Source organism: Nitrospira sp. BLG_1 (assembly GCF_047338595.1).
Classification (GTDB): Bacteria; Nitrospirota; Nitrospiria; order Nitrospirales; family Nitrospiraceae; genus Nitrospira_D.
This window is the reverse complement of the sequence record NZ_JBLFBO010000008.1, coordinates 37,234-58,368: the sequence shown is the minus strand read 5'-3', so window position 1 is coordinate 58,368 and position 21,135 is coordinate 37,234. Positions and strand designations below refer to the sequence as shown.

16 protein-coding genes are annotated in these 21,135 nt (G+C 55.2%); 9 read left to right on the top strand and 7 right to left on the bottom strand.

The window, feature by feature from the left end:
* Positions 1-627: 627 nt before the first annotated feature.
* Positions 628-2,961 carry an AarF/UbiB family protein gene (locus ACMTNU_RS09650; RefSeq protein WP_413935032.1) on the bottom strand — a complete coding sequence of 778 codons (2,334 nt, stop codon included), beginning with the start codon at positions 2,959-2,961 and terminating at the stop codon, positions 628-630.
* Positions 2,962-3,214: 253 nt separating this feature from the next.
* Here ACMTNU_RS09650 and ACMTNU_RS09645 point away from each other — a divergent pair, with 253 nt between their 5' ends.
* The 3 genes from ACMTNU_RS09645 (at position 3,215) to ACMTNU_RS09635 (ending at position 5,951) form a co-directional block, all read left to right on the top strand.
* Positions 3,215-3,856 (top strand): Crp/Fnr family transcriptional regulator, encoded by a 642-nt coding sequence (locus ACMTNU_RS09645; RefSeq protein WP_413935031.1) that lies wholly within the window; start codon positions 3,215-3,217, stop codon positions 3,854-3,856.
* A 401-nt stretch (positions 3,857-4,257) separates the two neighbouring features.
* On the top strand, positions 4,258-4,650 hold the full coding sequence (locus ACMTNU_RS09640) for a hypothetical protein (RefSeq protein ID WP_413935030.1): 393 nt from the start codon (positions 4,258-4,260) through the stop codon (positions 4,648-4,650).
* Between the two features lie 221 nt (positions 4,651-4,871).
* Entirely contained in the window at positions 4,872-5,951 is a 1,080-nt protein-coding gene (locus tag ACMTNU_RS09635) for a type IV pilus twitching motility protein PilT (protein ID WP_413935029.1), read from the top strand.
* Between the two features lie 183 nt (positions 5,952-6,134).
* On the opposite strand, the gene ACMTNU_RS09630 is transcribed toward ACMTNU_RS09635, so the two are convergent.
* The 5 genes from ACMTNU_RS09630 to ACMTNU_RS09610 all read right to left on the bottom strand — a co-directional run bounded on the left by ACMTNU_RS09630 (position 6,135) and on the right by ACMTNU_RS09610 (position 9,413).
* A complete protein-coding gene (locus ACMTNU_RS09630) occupies positions 6,135-6,833 on the bottom strand; it encodes a hypothetical protein (protein WP_413935028.1) in 699 nt (232 codons plus the stop codon).
* Positions 6,834-6,925: 92 nt separating this feature from the next.
* Positions 6,926-7,279 carry a hypothetical protein gene (locus ACMTNU_RS09625; RefSeq protein ID WP_413935027.1) on the bottom strand — a complete coding sequence of 118 codons (354 nt, stop codon included), beginning with the start codon at positions 7,277-7,279 and terminating at the stop codon, positions 6,926-6,928.
* Positions 7,280-7,286: 7 nt separating this feature from the next.
* Positions 7,287-7,946, bottom strand: coding sequence for a class I SAM-dependent methyltransferase (locus ACMTNU_RS09620; RefSeq protein ID WP_413935026.1), 660 nt, complete (start codon positions 7,944-7,946; stop codon positions 7,287-7,289).
* 100 nt (positions 7,947-8,046) lie between these two features.
* Positions 8,047-8,529: an MOSC domain-containing protein gene (locus tag ACMTNU_RS09615; protein WP_413935025.1), complete on the bottom strand. Its 483-nt coding sequence runs from the start codon at positions 8,527-8,529 to the stop codon at positions 8,047-8,049.
* A 2-nt stretch (positions 8,530-8,531) separates the two neighbouring features.
* Entirely contained in the window at positions 8,532-9,413 is an 882-nt protein-coding gene (locus ACMTNU_RS09610; RefSeq protein WP_413935024.1) for a 50S ribosomal protein L11 methyltransferase, read from the bottom strand.
* A 110-nt stretch (positions 9,414-9,523) separates the two neighbouring features.
* Here ACMTNU_RS09610 and ACMTNU_RS09605 point away from each other — a divergent pair, with 110 nt between their 5' ends.
* The 6 genes from ACMTNU_RS09605 to ACMTNU_RS09580 all read left to right on the top strand — a co-directional run bounded on the left by ACMTNU_RS09605 (position 9,524) and on the right by ACMTNU_RS09580 (position 19,551).
* On the top strand, positions 9,524-11,371 hold the full coding sequence (locus tag ACMTNU_RS09605) for a MutS family DNA mismatch repair protein (RefSeq protein ID WP_413935023.1): 1,848 nt from the start codon (positions 9,524-9,526) through the stop codon (positions 11,369-11,371).
* Between the two features lie 9 nt (positions 11,372-11,380).
* On the top strand, positions 11,381-14,824 hold the full coding sequence (locus tag ACMTNU_RS09600; protein WP_413935022.1) for an acyl-[ACP]--phospholipid O-acyltransferase: 3,444 nt from the start codon (positions 11,381-11,383) through the stop codon (positions 14,822-14,824).
* 63 nt (positions 14,825-14,887) lie between these two features.
* On the top strand, positions 14,888-15,901 hold the full coding sequence (locus tag ACMTNU_RS09595) for an amidohydrolase family protein (RefSeq protein ID WP_413935111.1): 1,014 nt from the start codon (positions 14,888-14,890) through the stop codon (positions 15,899-15,901).
* A complete protein-coding gene (locus tag ACMTNU_RS09590) occupies positions 15,901-16,398 on the top strand; it encodes an RNA polymerase sigma factor (protein WP_413935021.1) in 498 nt (165 codons plus the stop codon). The genes ACMTNU_RS09595 and ACMTNU_RS09590 overlap by 1 nt, the downstream gene beginning before the upstream one ends.
* A gap of 54 nt (positions 16,399-16,452) precedes the next feature.
* Positions 16,453-17,859, top strand: a complete 1,407-nt coding sequence (locus ACMTNU_RS09585) for a hypothetical protein (protein ID WP_413935020.1) — start codon at positions 16,453-16,455, stop codon at positions 17,857-17,859.
* Between the two features lie 435 nt (positions 17,860-18,294).
* Positions 18,295-19,551 (top strand): dicarboxylate/amino acid:cation symporter, encoded by a 1,257-nt coding sequence (locus tag ACMTNU_RS09580; protein ID WP_413935019.1) that lies wholly within the window; start codon positions 18,295-18,297, stop codon positions 19,549-19,551.
* A gap of 52 nt (positions 19,552-19,603) precedes the next feature.
* Here the strand turns inward: ACMTNU_RS09580 and ACMTNU_RS09575 are convergent, their stop codons facing one another.
* Positions 19,604-21,118 carry a hypothetical protein gene (locus ACMTNU_RS09575; RefSeq protein ID WP_413935018.1) on the bottom strand — a complete coding sequence of 505 codons (1,515 nt, stop codon included), beginning with the start codon at positions 21,116-21,118 and terminating at the stop codon, positions 19,604-19,606.
* Positions 21,119-21,135: the final 17 nt, after the last annotated feature.

The window sequence follows — 21,135 nt, the reverse complement described above, 5'->3', positions numbered from 1 at the left end:
CGCTCCGATCCATACATCTACCGAGTCCGCACATGTGCCGCCCGCGTATTCTCCTGGGCGCGTTTCGAGGGCCGGCAGGCAGAGTAGCCGCTTCGGGACACCTCCCGGACCCGACAGAGCAGGGCCAAGGAATGCTGCTGGCGCAGCGTCGTCATGCATGCGTACCGGGCAACTGCGCCTTCGCAACGTACGCGGTGGCTCTGTTAAGATGTCGCGCTCCATGCGGGCCTCGGCGAGCTCGCGCTTCAGCCGAGAACCTTCGGCCAGGTGTGGTGCCAAAGAACGCCCTTGCTACGGATTAATTCCTCTTGCGGGCCATGCAGCATTCCTTGATAATGCTCCCACGATGAGCACGACCACGAAACCCCGTTCTTTTAGAGGTCGGTTGGAATTCCGGATCATATCCATCGGGATGTCGGCGTTTGCATACCTACTCGAGAAAATGATCCTCCGTTCAGTCAAGAACGGCGGAGCGAAACCGCGTGGATCACGTCTTTCATAAAGCAATCGTCGTGAAGCGTCGTTTGTAAGGCGTGAAGCGCACCTCGTGAAGCGTCTGAATCCGGGGACGAGATACGATTCACGTTTCACGTACGACGAGTGCTGTCTCAGCGGCTTATCTGTCGGTTACCGTCCACGCGTTAGATCGAGCACCAATCCAACAATCAGCAGTCCGGCAACGATCCCGAACGACACGGAGACCCAGTCAGCAGCAGTTGTTGACGTCGCCGTGAGTCCGCTGGCGAGAATACTCGCAGCAGCGGTCAACCCTACGGCAAGACGCCGGCCTGTACGGCGAACCGTATCCTCCAATGAATTCGCCTTAAAATTGACAACCAGCTTTTGGCCGGGGCGTGCGCCAATGAGGTGTTCAATCGCTTCAACGACCCGTTCAGCTCGTACTTTCAACTTCTGCGACTGATACACCAACGCTCGAGGATCCAGGGTGGCACCCAAACGTTTCAGCATCGACCGCATCAAAAACTTGCCCGCCACATCATACGGATCGAGTTTGGGATCCAACTGCGCGGTCGCGAGCTGGACCTGCGCAAGCGCCTTGGCCGCAAGGGTCAGTGACGCCGGCAGTGGAACCCCGTGTCGAACCCCGATCGCACTCATTTCCTGCAAGAGCGGTCCGATCTGCATGTCGGCCAGAGCCGCTGTACGGTATTTGGAAATCATCTCGCCGATATCACTCTGAAACTGAGGGACATCCAGATCACTCCGGTCGAGGGATCCAGCCATCATGAGGATCACGTCACTCAGGAACACCGTATCTTCTTTCCACAAGGCCATCAGCAACAATAAAAGATGCTCGCGCACGTTGGCGTCCACCGCCCCGACCATCCCAAAATCCAAGAGGTAGATACAGTCCTTCCACCACATGAGATTGCCGGGGTGTGGATCGGCATGGAAGAAACCCTCGACGATGATTTGCTTGTAGAAACTTTCCAAGAGCTGACGAGCGGCCTCGACGCGTTCAGGACCGTCCGGCGCCTGGGCAATCTTGACGCCTTGGATTTCTTCCATCACCAGCAATCGGCCGGTCGACAACTCCCGATACACGGATGGAACCGCCAATTGATCATAGTCCGCGAGCACCATCTGCATCCGGCCGATGTTCTCGATTTCCTGACGGAAGTCGAGTTCGCGCTGAAGCGACGTAGAGAGGTGCTTGAACACGGCCTCCATATTCACCACTTGGTTGAGCGCGGGACGCTTGCCGACCTTCTCGGCAAAGACCTCCAGGAGAGCCAGATCCTGTTCAATTTCCGCTCGTGCCGTAGGCCGCTGAATCTTGACGACCACCCGATCTCCGGTTTCGAGCGTCGCCCGATGCACTTGGGCGATGGTCCCTGCAGCGAGCGGTTTGGGGTCAATCGACTCGAACACATCCTCCCACGGCACCCGCAATTCCTGTTCGGCCACTCGAACGACTTCGCCCTCGGACATCGGAGGAACGTGGCTCTGCAACATCGCGAGTTCCTCAATGTATTCCGCCGGAAGCAGATCCGGACGAGTCGACAACACCTGCCCCAATTTTGAGAAGGTCGGACCGAGCTCCTCCAGCGCCGTACGAAGACGCTTGGCTTGCTGACGACGTGTCGCAATATCCGATGGAGCCGGTTTGCTCAATAGTTCTTGTACGCCATGCTTGGCCATTACGGTAGCGATTCTGACCGCCCGTGCTCCCATGTGAGGCTCGGAGACGGGAAAGTCGGTCTGCGAAGACAGGACCGGCGAGGCTGATGCTTGGTACCCATCAGCCAATAACTGCGTATTCACGATAATCACGGTGCAGCGCGAATTGTGACTGATACGGTTCGGGACATTGCCGAGCAAGAACTCCTTTCTCCCGGCCATACCTGAATTCCCCACCACCAAGACATCGATGGCTTCTTCCTCAGCGGCACGAACGATGGCCAACGCCGGGTCATCATCCATCACGACGAGCGCATGTCCTCGCTCTCCGACAAGCTGCCGTACGAAATCTGCCAGTTCATGCTTCGCGGCCGCCGCTTGCGTATGCTCTGCCGTACTGAATTCTGCGGTGGATGGATGCTGCGGCAGGACGACCTGAACCACGAACAGATCTGCGCCATAGCGCTCGGCGAATTGAGCCGCCCAGAGCACAGCTTGCTCCGCTGTCTTAGAGCGGTCGGTGCCGACCATGACACGCCGTATGGTGCTGCTCTGAGGCTGATCGCTCATAAGATAACCCTTATAGATAACGCCTATATAGAACCCGAGAATGAGAATTTCCCGTGGAGTATGACTAGAACCTTTCTCAAAATCAAACAGCGAATTGCTGTGCATCGGAGGTCCTGGAAGGTGATAGATCCACACGATATTCTCAACCAATACCGACCTCTCCTGTTCCTGCTGGTAGTGAATGTACCAATAGGGGAACCGACAGGGATCGGATTTCTTTTTCCCATCACCGGCGCTATCATAAGCCATACTGAATCAGTCATGCTCGCGCAACCGCTTCCTGCATCTCTTTGCAAGCGAACGTGGTTCCTTGATTGATACCGAATGTTCCTCGCATACGTGATCGAATCAACTCTGATTGAACACCATGCAGACCTACTGCGAGATTTCTTAAACGACGTCAATCGATGTCGCGATGCTATACGCCCATCAGTTGGCGTCACCATAATAGCGATGTACCAATACCCATTTGCATCGGCCATCATTAGAAAGAGCACGATCCGTGCACGTTGATTTCGTTACCATCATTGGCCTATTGGGAGGCTTTTTTTATCTTGCGAGTCATTCGCAGAAAGACATGATTTCCCTCCGTGTACTGTCCGTGGCCAGCAACGTCCTCTTCATCCCCTACAGCATGTTGCATGCGCACTTTGAGATCCCTGAATTGCTCGGCACACCGGAATTTCTTCTCAATGTCATCCTGCTTCCGATCAACGCCAAACGACTGCTAGAAATCATCCGGTTGACCAAGCAAATCGAACAGGCCACCGTGGAATCGCCCATTTCGGAATGGCTGTTGCCGCATATGCATCTTGAGAAACACCAAGCCGGGGACGTGCTCTTCAGGAAGGGGGACAAGGCCCACGAAATTGTCTACGTGGCCGCCGGACGACTCAAGCTACAGGAGGTCAACCACTCCATCGAGGCCGGCGAGCTGATCGGGGAGATCGGACTCTTCTCAGGTGAGAAGGTGCGCACCATGACCGTGGTCTGTGAGACAGACTGCGAGCTCTACAAAATGACCGATGAGATGATGTATCACCTGTATTACCAGAATCCAAAGCTCGGCTTCTTTTTCATGCGACTGATCGTCGAGCGGCTGCTGCGCGACGTGCGGCGTTACAGAAGTGAATCTGCAACTTAGCCCGCATTATTCATGAACACTTCTACTGCAATCATCGATGGATGTCCAAGGTTTGAGGGATGAGGCGCATGCCTCTCACCTCCAACCTCAGGTTTCCAACCATGACCGTTTCACGGTGCAGATTTGAGGTGCCGGCTTCCGTATAACTTGTAACATTGAGCATGAAACCCGTGATCCGATGGCCCCTTGTACCAATTTGGTTCACTCCCACGGTGGCAATTCGTACAAGCTGGTGACCCTGGCCGCACCCATTATCGTCACTATCTGACACAAACAAGCCATAACGCAGGGCTTTGACCCGGCCTGCTCAGTTCATCTCTTTGCACGCCGCTAGCATACGGGTTGCATAACCCCATGGCTTCTATACTAATTCGCAGTCATCTGGAAGGGAATGCTTCAACATGATTGACGTTCCAAAAACAGCAGCGCTCAGCCTCTTATTGGTACTGGCCGTGCTAATCCCGTGGCAAGCCACGGAAGCAGCCCACAGCGTGCGTGGTCGGCACAGTCTGATCCATCGTCCACAGATTCAACCAGCCCCTGCTGCACCCGCTCCTCAACTCCAGTCCTCTTCTCCTGTGCAATCGACATCTTCGCAGTCCGTTCGGCAAAAAGTCGTGAAGAGACCGGTGGCACCTGCCTCACCCGTTGCAGAGGTCTCCCCAGTAGATCCAACCAATTCAGCACAGAGTGATTTTCCACCACCCCCTCAATCCTACAACCAAGATAACGCCCCACCTGAAGCAGAGATGCTACCTCCGCCGGAACCGCAAGAGTCACCCGACACCCAATAGACGTAGATCGTGCTTCTCGTGAAGCGTGAAACGTGAAGCGCATTTCGTTTCCGGACCCGGACGCTTCACGCTTCACGAACGACGCTTCACGAATTTTTGCCGCGTCGCTTACGCACGCATGAATACTGCGAACTGGGAGCCTGTCCAAGATCCGAGTTTCATTTGTCGATACATCAAGAATCCGTATACTACAACGGAAAGGACAGAGGAGGCTGAGCACGATGCCCAAGATAGATGAACTTTTCCGCATGATGATCGAGCATGGGGCCTCGGACCTGCACCTGATTGCGGGACAAGCCCCTGCCTTTCGCATCCACGGTGAACTTGAGCGTCTTCCCGGAAACGCAATCCTCGATAACCAAGGCCTCCATGAACTTCTCTATGAGATCACTCCGGGGCCGAAGAAGGAAGTCTTTGAATCGACGGGTGACGTGGATTTTGGCTATGAGATTCCCGGAGTCGCTCGCTTCCGCTCCAACTTTTTCAACCACAAGCACGGTATCGGGGCGGTGTTTCGGAAGATTCCGACGACCATCGTCTCTGCCGAAGACCTCGCGCTGCCGCCTGTCTTGACGCGCGCGGCCATGTTACGCAAGGGGTTGGTACTCGTGACCGGCCCGACCGGCAGCGGAAAGTCCACGACGCTCGCAGCCATGGTTGATTATGCAAATCGCCACCGAAAAGACCATATTCTCACTGTCGAGGACCCGATCGAATTCGTTCACCAGAGCAAGAACTGCATCGTCAACCACCGTGAAGTTGGCCTACATACCGTCACCTTCGGCTCTGCGTTGCGGGGAGCTCTGCGGGAGGATCCAGATATCATTCTCGTCGGGGAAATGCGGGATCTCGAGACGATCGCCTTGGCCGTCGAGGCAGCTGCAACCGGACACTTAGTGTTTGGCACGCTCCATACTGAGAATGCCGCCAAGACCGTGGACCGCATCATCGAAGTTTTCCCGGCTTCGGAACAGCCACAGATTCGGAATACCCTTTCTACGGCCCTACGCGTCATCGTCGCGCAGAATCTCTTCAAACGGGTCGATCAAAAGGGTCGCTGTGCGGCCCTGGAGATTTTGGTGTGCACCCCGGCCGTCGGTAATCTCATCCGGGACGCGAAAACCTTTCAGATCGCGTCACAGATGCAGACCGGCAAAAACATCGGCATGCAGACGCTGGATGATGCCATTCAGGATCTCCTCACCAAGAAATGGATCGCCCCCGAAGAAGCCTATGACAAGGCGATCGACAAGAATCGTTTTGCAAAATTCCTCAAGACCCCACCGGATGCGCTGCAGTAACCCTACGGCGTCGCAGCCAAGAGTTTCACAAGAAAGTTTCACGTTTCGGGTTTCGGGTTTCGGGTTTCAGGATTGCAGATTTCGACTTCTGCATAACTTGAAACGTCAAACCTGAAGCTTGAAACACTCACCGTGAAGCGTACTTCGTTTCCGGCCCCGGACGTTTCACGAATTTGTGGCACTTTACCCTTCAGGGTGCTGAATCTCTTGGAGTGCGAACTGTTTCGGGAGGAGAACCGGTAAGATTATCCCGATGGGATCACCGCGCTTAATGGTCGTCGGTTTATGCAGCTGTAACAAAAAGTTCGCCGTGAAGGCTTCATAGTCGGACAACCAGGGATACTGATTTGGCGTGCGTTTATACTCCTGCGTTTTAATCCCTTCCCAAATAGAAAATGTTCGGTCTGGGTAATGATAGAAATGGTTGGGCAGATCCTTCATCATCAAGCCGACATGCTTGGGGTAGTAGAGCCGAACTCCGCAACAGAGCTTGGGATAACCGCTGTTCAAAATCAAATCGACATACATCCCGGTGAAGCTCTTATACCCCAGCAGTCTCTCTTCTGGCAGAATCGGCGGCGACTGCCACTGCACTCCTGACGCCGTACGCCGCAGTCTCACATCGACCGGGCAGCGGATCAGCCAGCCATAGTTGCCGACCGTCCTGACCGGTCCGCAGTCATCCGGCAACACTTTATATCCACTCGCGGCAAGTGCCCGCTGCTCCTCCAACGTCAGGTTGCTCAACATGGGCCGATGCGGATGGAAGTCCAACTTCAGCCGCTCCGGTGGAAACGCGGTGGAATATTCCCGTTCCCAATAAATAACGATCTTCTCGGATACATCATCCGAGGCTGGCGATTCTAGTGGTACTTCTTCCATGGACCGTGACAATAATTGATGATGGTGAGCTGGCACAAGAGGCTAGAAATGAACAAAAACGAGGTGTCTGAACTTCGTAGAATGCACACAACTCACCGGGACGTGACCGTAAAGGTATCACCCGCGAGGATGATTCCCTCGATCCCATCAGCCAGTTTCACCTTGAAACCGTCATGATCCTGGCCATGATAGACCCCTATCGCCTTAGCCGTCTCCCCTGCCTTGAGCGTCGCAATGACCTTCCCTGGCTGAACGTGTATGCTCGGATCAGGAGCAGAAGAAACTTGTGTAATGGCATACACTTCAGTTGGTTGTTCGATCACCAGAATGTTCTCTTTCTCACCGCAAGCAACTGAAATAACCGCAGTCAAGAAGACCAAAACTGCTAACGCACAGTCATTCAGCAATCTTCTTATGACACTATTTCGACCAATATTTTTCCACATACATTCCTCAATAAATAATCCCTCCCACCACCCAGTGCCGGTCATCCGGCACATCAATCAATAGTCTGGTGAGGTTCATGCGAGCGAGCTGCGATCCGATTTCATCTTCCGTGAAAGCCGCCAGCAGGGAATTGTAGAAATCACGGCGTAAGATGTCCGGCTCGTTGGCGGCGTATTGATCGACAATGGCCTTGGCTGCTTCAGGTGAGTCCGGACGAAGCAGGTCCATGACTAACACCGGCGCTCCTGGCCTCACGAGCTGGCGAATCTTCTGCCAGAACTGTAATGGGTTCGGCAGATGATGCAACAGGCTGTTCGAGATCACGGCATCGGCGATTCTTGCTCCAGCAACCTCCTCATACCGCTCACAGCGCAGCATAATGCGATCGGATAAGCCCGCTTCCTTTACCGCCTGCTCCCCCAGCCGAATCATCGGAGCAGAAGCATCGATGCCGATGACCTGGCAGGCCTGGTAGAACTTGGCGAACCGGATGCAAATATCGCCGGGACCACAGCCAAGATCCAGTACCGTCCCTTGAGAAAACTCCGGAAAGTATTCTTTAAACCGTTCAATGAACCCTTGATTCTCTGCCTCGAAATCTGCCCGCGCGTAGGCCTCAGCCTGCTTGGGATCATCCATCAGTTCTGGTTCAGGTATGCGATCCACTCCACACCTCCGAAAGCATATGGCCTACGGCGAATGGCTTATGACATAAGCAGCAGGCATGCGAAGTTTGCTTTTACCGCCGCATGCTCTAGGCCATCGGCTATTCGCTCGTTATTTCTACGACGTCTCCCGGCCTCACAATTCCACCCCGCAGCACCTTCGCATAGACCCGACTCCAACCAGGGTTGAGCTTCTGAGAAATGCGCGAGAAGTCCTCGTCACGGAACCACCGCCCATTGTGGCTGCAGGGCGTGGTATAGCTCGTCACCTCAAGCTGGACCTCCGGGCCAATGGTTAACCGGACGCCGGGCCGCACCTGGTCCCAATCCAAGCCGGACAGGGTCAGGTTTTCCCCAGAGGATCCGGGATCAACGGGATGGCCTTCATCCTGAAGTCGCTCAATCAGTTCGAGCGAATACAGACAGACCGCACGATCCGGTCCCCCGTGAAACTTGAGATTGCGCTGCCGATCGCCGTCCAGCCCCTGTTCGCTTACCTTGGCTTCCAAGACTGGAAGTTTCGGCACCCCTCCGTCGGAAATGTTGATCTGATGTACATGTGGATATGGTGGTCCGGTCGACATCGTCAGACCTCTCCATTACAGGATTCAGGTTTCAAGAACTGCATCACCACCCACCCCTCATCATCCCGCCGGTCAGCACAGACTAGACCCAAGGGAGAAAACCGCTCGACGATCTCAGATTCTTGCTCAACAAGAATGCCGGAAACTAGAAGCCTCGCCCCTCCACACGCAACGGATGCCAAGTCCTCCGCAAGGCTTAAGACAGTTTGCCGATCAAGATTCGCCAGCACCAGATCGATAGGCCTCTGGTTCTCCTGTGGCAGATCAGCCAGCGTGCCCGTCACGATGTCGATCCTATCCGTCAGCTGATTCAGCTCGACATACTCCTTCGCACAGTCTGCGGCAATGGGATCGATTTCGACACCAACTGCCGAGGTCGCACCGAGCTTGACGGCGGCCATGGCCAAAATGGCACTTCCCGTTCCGACATCCAGAATCTGTTCTCCTCCTCGAATATCCTCTTGCAACCACTCCAGCAGCATGCGTGTCGTCGCATGGTGCCCTGTGCCGAAGGCCTGCTTGGGATCCAAGATGATTTCGAGGTCACGAGGACCGAGCTCAGCTGGCTCCCAACTCGGACGGATGACCACTCGACCGATGCGAAGGGGTTTGACAGAACGAGCCCAGGCTTCATTCCAGTCTTGAGCCGGCACACGCGTCACGGACAGCAATTGCTCCTGACATGCTTCCGTCACATCGGCAAGGGCCGTACGGAGCGCTGAAAGCCGAGCCTCAGTCCACTGGGCTTCCGCCCAATAGAGATGGACCTTCCCCCCATCATCATCCTCCCAGGCTCCCTGTACCGTTGCATCATCAAGACGACTGAGCAGTTCGCCTGTATCAAGAACACCATGAATGCACACATCTACCCAATCATTCGGCATGGTCAACAATGGATCGTGTTTCGTCTCTATGGTTTATCCGAGTTGTCACGCTTCACGCACACCGCTTCGCAATTTGACGTCCCTCACCCGTTCCAGTAAGGTCGCTTGTTATGGCACGCTCACGCACCACCCAGATTGAGACGATCATCAGCCGTACAGACCGGCTTATTGCTCAGGGCTCTAAGACCAGCGCCCTATTCACCCGGTGGCGGTTGGCTATCTTTCTCGCCGGCCTGATCTGTACCGTTACCCTCTATAAGCTCAACTGGTACCAGAGCGGCAACCTGTCTCTCGCTCTTTTCCTGGCTATCTTTATCGCCGTTGCGGCCTATCATAACAAGGTGGAGGCCCAGATTCATCGGCTCCGCCAGTGGAAGCAGATTAAACGGACACACCTTGCCCGCATGGCGTTGGATTGGGGAAACATCCCGACAAGACCAACCGACGAGCGGAGCTCTCACCCCTACGCGGCAGATCTCGACCTCGTTGGTCCCCATTCTCTGACCCATCTGCTCGACACGACCATCTCTGACCAGGGCCGAGAACGGGTGCGCAACTGGCTCCTCAACCAGCCACCTTCTCCCGAACAGTGGCGCAGCAGGCAAGCGCTCGTCAGGGAACTGACGTCTCGTCCCTTATTGCGTGACCGGCTCACACTTGATGCCAAGCTCACAGGTGACCAAGAGATCAACGGCAAACGGTTGGCTGCGGTCATCGAGCACCGGCTCGGACTCCCCCATCTGAATACCATCCTTGTCGTCCAGGGGCTCCTTGCCTCGACAACGATCGGCCTAGGCCTCGCCACGCTGTTCGGACTCCTCCCTGGCTATTGGATGTTTTCGTTCGCCGCCTATGTGTTGATCTACTTTATGACCGATCAGGGGGAAGAGCTGTTGGAACATGCGGTCGGCCTGCATCACGAAACCGAGCGTCTGGCCACGGTCCTTGGCTTAATCGAACGATATGCGGCGCACCGAGAGACAACTCTGGCGTCAACCTGGGCCGCTCTGATCGGCCACGTCAGTCCTATACAGCAGCTCAAAGAGGCCGCCCGTACCCTGCATGCCGTCAGCATTAAAGCCCACCCCCTCGTCCATCTGACGATTAATGCTATTGGCCCGTGGGACCTCTGGTTTCTGCGCCGGCTCATTCAGGTACAAGAACGGATTCAACAAGCACTCCCGCAGTGGCTCGACGCCCTGGCGGAAGTCGAGGCCGCGTCAGCGCTCGCGACCTTTGCCTATCTCCATCCTGACTACATTTGGCCGACTCCGCTCACAACCACGGATGGGCAACAGCAGATTCCTCCGACCCTCCGCGCGAGCCGACTCGCACACCCCTTGCTGCCTCCAGGGACACGCATCGCTAACGATGTCGAGATGGCTGAACTGGGCTCGATCTACCTGATTACTGGCTCGAATATGTCCGGCAAGAGCACATTCTTACGAACGATCGGCATCAACCTCTGCCTGGCGCAAGCCGGTGCTCCTGTCTGTGCGCAATCATTCAACTGGACCTGGAGCCGACTCGCCTGTTGCATCCGTGTTGACGATTCGCTCGATGCTGGGCTCTCGTTCTTCTACGCTGAAGTAAAACGACTCAAAACGATCCTCGACGCCACCAAGGATCGGACCGTGCCTCCCGTGCTTTTTCTGATCGACGAGATCTTTAAAGGCACCAACAACCGGGAACGGCTCATCGGCAGCCAAGCCTATATCACCGCCCTCTCCAAGGGGCACGGATTTGGCCTCGTCAGCACACATGACTTGGAGTTAGCGGACCTGGAGCAGGTCATCCCACGATTACGAAACGCCCACTTCCAAGAAACCGTGGCAAACGGAACCCTCACGTTCGACTACCAGCTGAGGCCAGGCCCCTGCCCGACGACCAATGCCTTAAGAATCATGGAACTGGAAGGGTTGCCTATTTCCCCCACCCCTCACAATCAGGCACAATAGTCGGCACGAATGACCACTGCGGCCGGTCCTGACCAACAACCTGTTTCCCGTACCCTTCGTGGCCTCCTGATTGCACAGTTCTGCGGGGCTTTCAACGACAATGCCTGGAAACTCATGGTGGCCTTGCTGGCCATCAGGCAGGCGACCGCAGGGATGGCTCCAGGGCCTGAGCTGGAAACCGTCGCTCAAACCCAAACTGCCACCGCGTTTGTCATCTTCACGCTGCCACTGGTGCTCCTCTCGCTGGTCGGCGGTACCTTCGCCGATCGTATCAGCAAGCGAACGGTCATCATCAGCATCAAAGTTGTCGAAGTTCTCCTGATGGCAGCCGGCACCATGGCACTCTGGATCAACCCTGCCGGTGGCATGCTTCCGCTGATCGTCCTCTGTGGGATGGGCATCCACAGTGCACTTTTCAGCCCATCGAAATATGGGATTCTTCCGGAATTAGTCCCACATGAGCGACTCGCTGCCGGCAACGGCCTCCTTGAGTTATGGACCTTTGCCGCAATCTTGACGGGAACGGCCGCCGGAGGCTTCTTGTTACAGATGGCAGGATCTCACAGCTGGCTGGCTCCGCTCGTGCTGACAGGATTGTCGGTCGTCGGTCTCATCACGGCATTCTCCATCCCACCCGTGTTACCGGCCCGAACCGATGGCGGGATCGGCGCCACGGTTCGTGGTGCGTGGGCGGCCATTCGCACCGAACGCATGTTGCAGATGGCCATCCCGATGGAAATATTTTTCTGGACGATCGCCAGTCTGTTTATGCAAAACGTGATCGTCTACGCCAAGGCCGTGCTCCGGCTCTCCGACGCCATGTCCGGGCTCCCACTCACACTCTTGTCGGTCGGCATTGGGATCGGCGCCATCCTGGTGGGAAAGATTTCACGCAGCCGCGTGGAGTACGGACTCATCCCGTTAGGCGCCATCGGCGTCTTCACGGCATTGCTCCTTCTCGGACTTCTGGCACCCCCACTCTCGGGAACATTTCTTCTCTTAGGCGCACTCGGCATCGCCAGCGCATTCATCTTTGTGTCATTGAATGCCATCCTCCAATGGAAATCGCCGCCCGATCGGCGCGGAGCCGTGATCTCGATGTCCAACACCTGTGTCTTCACAGGCATCCTCCTCGGCTCATTGTCCGGCGGATGGCTGGCCACTGCCGGTCTCTCAACCACCAGTATCTTCCTCGCGACGGCCGGGATGACCTTGGCGGGCATGCTCTATGCCCTGTGGCTGTTACCCGATACGTTGCTTCGGCTCATCCTTGTCCTACTCACGCATACCCTCTATCGCCTCCGCGTCATCGGGGAAACACACCTGCCGCCATCAGGAGGCGCTCTGTTGGTCCCCAATCATGTCTCGTTTGTGGATGGTCTGCTCCTGATCGCCAGCCTTGATCGCCCCGTGCGGTTTGTGGTCGACGCCCAGTATGCCGAGCAGCCACTCTTCAAACCCTTCATGAAAGCGCTCGGCGTCATTCCTATTTCGTCACATGGCGGATTGCGCGTCATTCTCAAAGCACTCCGGGAAGCAGGTACGGCCCTCGACCACGGTGATCTCGTCTGCATTTTTCCGGAAGGCCAGATCACCAGAACCGGGACACTCCTGCCGTTCCGGCGTGGGTTTGAACGGATCGTTAAGGGGCGAACGGTTCCGATCATTCCCATTCACCTGGATCGTATCTGGGGCAGCATCTTCAGCTTCAATCGTGGACGCTTTCTGTGGAAACTGCCTGAACAACTCCCTTACCCCGTCACAGTCTCATTCGGAGCTCCTCTCCCGTCCACGACGTCGGCCCATGAACTGCGTGGAACGATCCGCCAGCTGGGTGAGGCAGCGTGGCAGCTGAGAAAGCCCCATCGCCGTCCACTCCATCGAGAATTTATTCGCTCGATGCGGCGTGCGCCATTCAGCCTGGCCATGGCCGACCAGAATCGCCCCCATGTCTCATCATTGCAAGCCTTGATCGGATCGATCGTCCTGGCCAGAACGCTACGCCCCTATTGGGACGGACAGGAGCGGGTTGGGGTGCTGCTGCCACCCACGGTCGCCGGGGCATTGGTCAACGTCGCCGCTCCCCTCTGCGGGAAAACCATCGTGAACCTGAATTACACGGTCGGCAAATCCGGATTGGAAGCTGCGGTACAGCTCGCGGGGCTTCGCACCATCGTAACGAGCCGCCTGTTCGTGGAGAAAGCCAAGCTTGAGCTGCCGGAGGGCCCCTCAATCCTCTGGCTGGAGGACCTCGCGAAAACGATCAGCAAGGGCCATAAACTTCAGGCCGCCTTGCAGGCACTCTTTGCGCCCTGCCGGATCATCGAACGGGTCTGTGGACAGACCACACCGCTGACGCCCGATAGCCTTGCCACCATCATCTTCAGCAGCGGCAGCACCGGTGAACCCAAAGGCGTCATGCTCTCTCATTTCAGCGTCGACTCCAACTGCCAGGGCGCGACACAGATGCTCCATCTCTACCAGGATGAACGAGTTCTCGGCATCTTGCCCTTCTTCCATTCGTTCGGATACATGGTGTTCTGGTTCGTGATGTCCAACAACGCCCCGATGATCTTTCATCCGTCGCCGCTTGATGTGGCCGCCATCGGTGAACTGATCAGAACATATCGCGTCACGTTCCTCGTCACCACGCCGACGTTCTTACAGCTCTATTCCCGCCGCTGTACCCCGGAGCAATTCAGCTCGGTCAGGGTGATCCTCACCGGTGCGGAAAAGCTTCACGCCCGCCTCGCCCAGGCGGTGGAAGATACGTTCGGAGTCGGACCGATCGAAGGCTATGGCGTTACGGAATGCGCACCCGTCATTGCCGTTAATTGCCCGGACTTCCGGGCCGCCGGATATTATCAACCAGCCTCACGCCGCGGGACGGTCGGGCAGCCTCTACCAGGAGTCTCCGTACAGATTGTGGATCCCGATAGTTACACCCCCTTGCCTTCAGGCACACCGGGCATGTTGCTGGTGAAAGGGCCAAATGTCATGAACGGGTATCTGGGTCGAGAAGACTTAACCGCTCAAGTGATGCGGGACGGATGGTACATCACCGGGGATATTGCGGCGTTGGATGACGATGGATTCCTGACCATCACCGACCGATTATCTCGCTTCTCCAAAATCGGCGGTGAAATGGTTCCCCACGGCAAGGTTGAGGAGGCCCTGCAGCAAGCATCCGGTGCTGAGGTGCAAGTGTTTGCCGTCACCGGTCTGCCCGACGAGAAAAAAGGAGAGCGCTTGGCCGTCCTGCATACAGTGGACGACGCCACCATTCCTGATATCCTCTCAAAACTGTCCGCCATGGGTCTCCCGAATCTCTTCATCCCGTCTAGGCATCACTTCGTGAAGGTTGACGCACTACCGGTCCTTGGAACCGGAAAATTGGATCTGCGCGGCGTGAAGCGAATCGCAGCGGAACGACTCTCTTCACGTGAAGCGTGAAACGTGAAGCGGATCTCGCAGGGGAAGAGGGCGGCTACCAGGGTGCCCACCAACCGATGACTCATTTCGAACCACGCTTCACGAACCACGGCCCAGAAATCCCTGATCGACTGCCATGTCCACTTAGCCGCCCTGCCGGACGGCGACAATGGATGCTTCATCTCACCGAAGTTGCTTCGTAGCCCGCTGTTTCGATTTCTTTTATGGAAACATGAGCTCTCGCCTTCCCATCCACGTGAGACCAATCAGCAATACCTCGACCATCTTCTGACAGAGTTACGCGCGTCACGGTACGTACAGAAAGTCGTGCTCCTCGGAATGGATGGCTTCTATGATCAGACCGGTCTCCTCAATCGCCAGCACACAGACTTTCTTGTCAGTAACGACTATGTCTTCAAAGCCGTTCGAGACTATCCTGATGTCTTTTTAGCCGGCCCATCTATCAATCCGCAACGCGAGGATGCGATCGACGAAGTGCACCGCTGTGCAGACGCCGGAGCTGTGCTCATCAAAGTCTTACCGAACGCGCAACACTTCAATCCAGCGGATGAGCGATATAAGGCGTTCTATCGCGCATTGGCTCAACGAAGACTGCCATTCTTGAGCCATGTTGGGTATGAATTTAGCTTGATCGGCAAAGCCCAATCCCTGGGAGACCCCGATCGACTCCGCCTGGCGCTGGACGAAGGGGTGACCGTCATTGCTGCCCACGCCTGTAGCTATGGGCTGATGCTGTATGAAAAGTTTCTTCCAACTTTTCGTGAACTGTGCGAGCGTTATCCGAACTTCTATGCCGACATTTCGGCCCTGACTCAACCCCATCGACTGAAGATGTTGCTGCACCTCAGACATCATCCAGAAGTGCAATCTCGCCTGCTCTTTGGAACGGACTATCCACTATCGGTGTTCCACATGGCGGCTTGGGGGCGTGTAGGCTTTGGGAAGTTGTGGGATATGATCCGCACAAAGAACCGCTTTGACCGGCAAGTTGAAGTCTGCGCAGGGCTCAATCTCCACTTCCGATCGATCGGCGACCTGTTATCGAATTCGACAACCACTTCACTTACTGACCATTGATGGACCGTGACCAGATATTGATCACCCTTCGCGAAAGGATTCTCGCGTTTGCAACATCACGTCTATCAAGGGATCAGGCTGAAGACCTCACGCAGGACGTCTTAGCTGTTCTGCATGCCAAGTACCCACAGGTGACTGAATTGGTCGAGCTCGTCCCCCTGGCCTTTCAGGTGTTGCGGTTCAAGATGCTGGATGCCCATCGCAAGGCCTTGCGACGTGGTGAGTATAATCAGGAATCAGTCGAGGAGATGCCGCTGACCGACACCGGAGACGATCCCATGGTTCAACTCGATCAGAAACAGCGAGTTGACCGGCTCCTCACGACTATCACGCAACTGGGCGAACGCTGCCGGGAATTGTTCACATGGAAATTGGAAGGAAAGAGCTTTCCAGAGATCCAGCAATTGATGGGGCAAACCTCGATCAATACGATTTATACCTGGGACCTACGCTGCCGAAAGCAACTCCTTGGCCTCATGGGAGGCTCATGGGAATGACCGTCTCACACGTGCGTTTTACTTTTTACGTTTCACCTTTTACACGTCGTTACCATGCCTGACCACGATCTCGAAAAACTTCTCGGTGGATTTGCGGCTGATATGCTGACAGCTGAGGAGAAGCAACAGCTCTACAGAGCAGCCCTAGGAAATCAGGACCTATTCAACGCACTCGCTGATGAGCAGGCACTGAAGGAACTCCTCGCTGATCCCATTGTGCGCCGCAGACTCTTGCAGGCCTTGCACACGACTCAGGCAGAAAGCGCCATCGGCGCCGCATCCTGGTTCGATTGGTTCCGTCATCCAGCTGGACTCGCCTGGGTCGGTGGACTCGCCGGTGCAGTCCTTGCCGTCGTGCTCGGAACACGCATCTACCAAGAGAGTCTTCGTCAAGAAGCCCAATCCATCGCCAAGGAAGAGGCACGACCTCCTCTCCCTTCATCACCCGTTCCCGCCCCAACCCAACCTGCCACTCCCCTGACGACCGCCCCCTCAACGACGTCAGAACAGAAGTCCCGCTCGTCTCTTCCACCGAGAAAAGAGGCGTCCACGGGTAAGACATCCTCTCAAGCTCCTCGCCCGCACACAACACCAGATGAGCAACGCACTCATCGTTTAGAACGTGATGCTCCAGTACTGCATGAAGAGATTGATACGATAAAAAAGCAAGTCGAGCCATTGCCTGAAACATTGCCCACATCAACTGACAAATCCGCTCCGCAATTGACCGCTCCCCCCTCACTGCCATCCTACTCAGCTGCTACAGCTTCGCACAGCCAGTCTAGAGCCGATAGCCCAACGCCCTCCCAAGAACGTGCTTCTCTAAGTGCTCGTTCTCTTTTCTATGGGACAGGACCACAGGGGCAAGATAAGTCGGTGGCAGGGGATACTCGACGACGCGAGAAGGCTGCGAGCGAATCGACTCAGTCGCTGGGTCAGTCAGAACTCACCCCCCAATCATTGGCGATGGCCAAGAGCAATCGCGGCTCCCCACTTCAACCACTGGGTATTCGTTATAGTCTCACCCCCAGAGAACAGGCCCAACACCCCCAGGATGGTGCCACGGATACAGCCACACCCAAAGCGCCAGTGGAACTTACGGTTGAGTCCAATCAAGACGGCTTCCTACAAGTATGGAACCAGGATGGCTCCTCAAATCCCCAACTCCTTTTCCCCATCGCAGAGACGGACCGACCCCGATCCAAGCTCACGGCCCACACCCCCCTGACCATTTCGGTCCCACCGACACCCGACATGCTCGTCATTCGCTTCTCTCGTACAGACATAGTCCCTTCGGCAACCTTCGATAAAACGCTCCTCAATGATTCCCCTCGACCTCAATTACGAGAATCAGTGCTAACCGACGAAATTTCCAACGGCCTCCCACCAATCCACTATGTCGTCAACCAAGACCCCTCCCTATCAGAGATCATTGTGCATATTGCTCCCTCACAACCATGAGTAGGATTGCGCAACCCAAGGGGGTAGTGGGCCACAAAGAGAACGGGCCGTTCTCCGAAAGGAGAACGGCCCATGGCATTGCCATAGGTTTGACAGACCCTCATCAGATTGAATACAAGACTATCCGACCCTCTACATCATTGCGGGAGATAGAGACGCACAAGGTCACGATGACTGCCCAATCCCTGTGGCCTGACTGGCAAGCGGCGAAGAATCGCCCGTGCCTGCCACATACGTAACCATTCCTGCGACACAGGCAAACGAACCAATCCGCTTTGCGAACAGAGGCATCGAGGATAAAATATCAGCTTTCACCATACAGGATCCGACCACTGAATTCGTCCAAGGTCCAAAGCCGTCCTATCACTATCTCCGCTAGTCCATCAGGTTGTTTCTGGCTCGGTGAAGACGGCAAGCACATCTGGGTGGCCGCTTATGACTGATAACACTTCAGAGAAGCCCACGACTGTTACGCCAAATACCGCTCTAATTGCACAGTGGCAGAGTATTCCACTCTATCTGCGGATCGTGATGGCCTTGGTCCTTGGCGTCGTGGTTGGGATAGTGCTGGGACCCGAGGCGGCTGTTCTTTCAGTTCCAGGGAAGCTGGTGTTGCGACTGCTTGGGGCGCTTGCACCGCCGTTGATCCTCGCTGCCATTATCCACACATTCATGACGACACACCTTGGTGGTCCACTCGCCGCACGGCTCCCCAGGCTGCTGTTACTCAATACACTGGTGGCGATCACGGTTGGACTCACCGTCGCCAACGTGTTTGAGCCAGGGCGTGGCGCGGGGCTCACCCCGCCATCTCCGCATGAGGAAGCGACGAAGGCCGCCAATCCACTCGCCATCTTTCTTGAGAATGTGCCCAAGAGTCTGCTCGGGCCGCTCGGTGACGATGGGAAGGTGATCGGCGTCATCTTTATCGCTGTGGCGTTTGGTATGGCGCTCCGCAAGGAGCGGGAGCGACCTATCATGACGGTGGGGCACCTCGTCGAGGTATTCCTGGACGCGCTGATCAAGATTCTGCACTGGATCATCGCGGTCGTCCCGCTCGCTGTCTTCGGCATCGTCGCCAGCATTATCGGTTCGCAGGGGGTTGCACAGTTCAAAGCTCTGGGGATCTTTGTCCTCTGCGTGCTGTTAGCGTTAGTGATCCAGGCTGCCTATTACCTCATCCGTATTCGCTTTGGGTCTTGGGTGTCTCCAGTGCAACTCTTGCGAGGAGGGCGTGATGCACTGGTGATGGCCTTTTCGACGGCCAGTTCAACGGCAACAATGCCCGTGACCTACGCAGCCTTAAGAGATCGTGTGGGATTGCGTGAACAGTCAGCCGGCATGGGGGCGCTGGTTGGAGCAAATTTCAACAACGATGGCACGGCGCTGTATGAAGCCATGGCCGCCTTGTTCATTGCCCAAATGATCGGGATGGATCTGAGTCTTCAACAGCAAATGATGGTGGTGCTGACGAGTATGATTGCGTCAGTCGGTGCCGCCGGCATTCCCGAAGCGGGTCTTGTCACCATGACCATGGTCTTTAGTGCGGTTGGGTTGCCTGTGGAGTACATCCCAGTCCTGCTCACCGTGGATTGGTTCCTTGATCGCTGCCGCACCGCGATCAACGTCATGGGTGACATGAACGTCAGTTGCCTCTTAGATGGGAAGCAGAAGCAAGAATCTATTCCATAACTATGGTTTGGTCACTGATGTTGATGTTTCCTGTGAGAGAGACATGCATGAATCAAGAGTCGACTCTGGATGACACCACCTCTTTTTGAGAGCTTCGAGATCCAAGGGTCTGACAATCTCGATTCTTTTCCATTTTCCGGAGTGCTAGGCAGATAGCATCGTGGAGTGTCGTATCGGTCATCGCAAACGCATCACCCCGTATTTCATGTTTGATTGTGCCCATCTGCTTTCGCACACGTTCCAGCAATTCATGCTTCTCGGCCGGATATAACGCATTGCGGATATCAGGATTAATGATCGTTTCCCACGCTTTGTTACTCATCACAACCCATTGAATTTCATTTTTAACAAGCTTGTCCATTGCATCATAGTTATTTTGGCACGATTGAAGATCATATTCCCCCACCCTTTCCTCTCTCAGCTCCCTCAATACGTGCTCATATACCGTACCTTGGACGGCACAGATTTTGTCCTTTGGCTCTACCTTCTTATTGACCCTCTCACCCTTGGCATGTGTGAGAAGCACTGGCTTTGCTTTAGCGTACTCCAAGAATTGGATTCCCATCTTTTCCCGATAGTCTGCTTTTGAAATATTCCCAAACGCGATATCAAGCTCGCCAGCCTTCAGATCGCGCAATAACCTGTGATCAATGTCCGAATAGCGTGTCACAACTGTCTTGAGATTGGGCATCCCGTTGCTACGCATGGCCTCAATAACGCCGCAAAGCACCTTGCGGTCCTCATCCGACAAACCATCAGAAGGCTTTGCACAAGATTCGTTGGGCGCTGAGTCTTTGCTTTCGAACTTCTCTTGATTAACGTTGTAAGCACCAATTCTAATTTTCCTAGTTGCCCAGATGCGCTGATACGCACTTGGATAGATTGTAAACATGGAATATGGCCCCCAACTACCTTCGGCACGCAGGAGACCAGATGCATCACTCTCACCTTCTATTACTCGCCAGAGAAACGTACCTCCATCACCCAACGTGTCCGAAAGTGATATCGGGTACCATGCGGCCTCCCCTGTAACCCGAGCCACTATGGTTTTATCTTTACTTAGGGGATCTGCAGCATTTTTTATCTCAATGATCGAATGCTTGGAGGAGTATTGGTGAACACCATCGCCACTGGTGTTACTCTGCCATTCTATTGCCGCCTCCCCCGCAACGGCGTGTCTTTTGCCGTCTAAAATAATGTTAGCTTTCTGTATGTTCAGGATTGAATCCTTTTGAGAGGACAGGTTCTGACCATTTTCTGTTGTGCCATACTTCCATTCCATTTTGGCATACGGTCCGATTAATGACTGATGATTGCCAGGCGCCCTCACCTGGGGATTGGCTTCCAAGTGCGAAAGTACAGCGGCAAGACGTTGTCTCTTTTGTTCAAGCTTGGCCTCATAGTGTCCACTCTGAGTACTTAGTCGCTCCCTAAGAGTCTCAACTTTCTCGTATCTCGTCTTCCCAAGAAGCAATCCACCTACAGAAACAATAAAAAGTAGGCTTAGCACTGCGATGAACTCGTGGTTTTTGCGCAGCCACACTGTAAAATCTTTAATAGCTCTCATGTCAGGTCGCGGGTCAT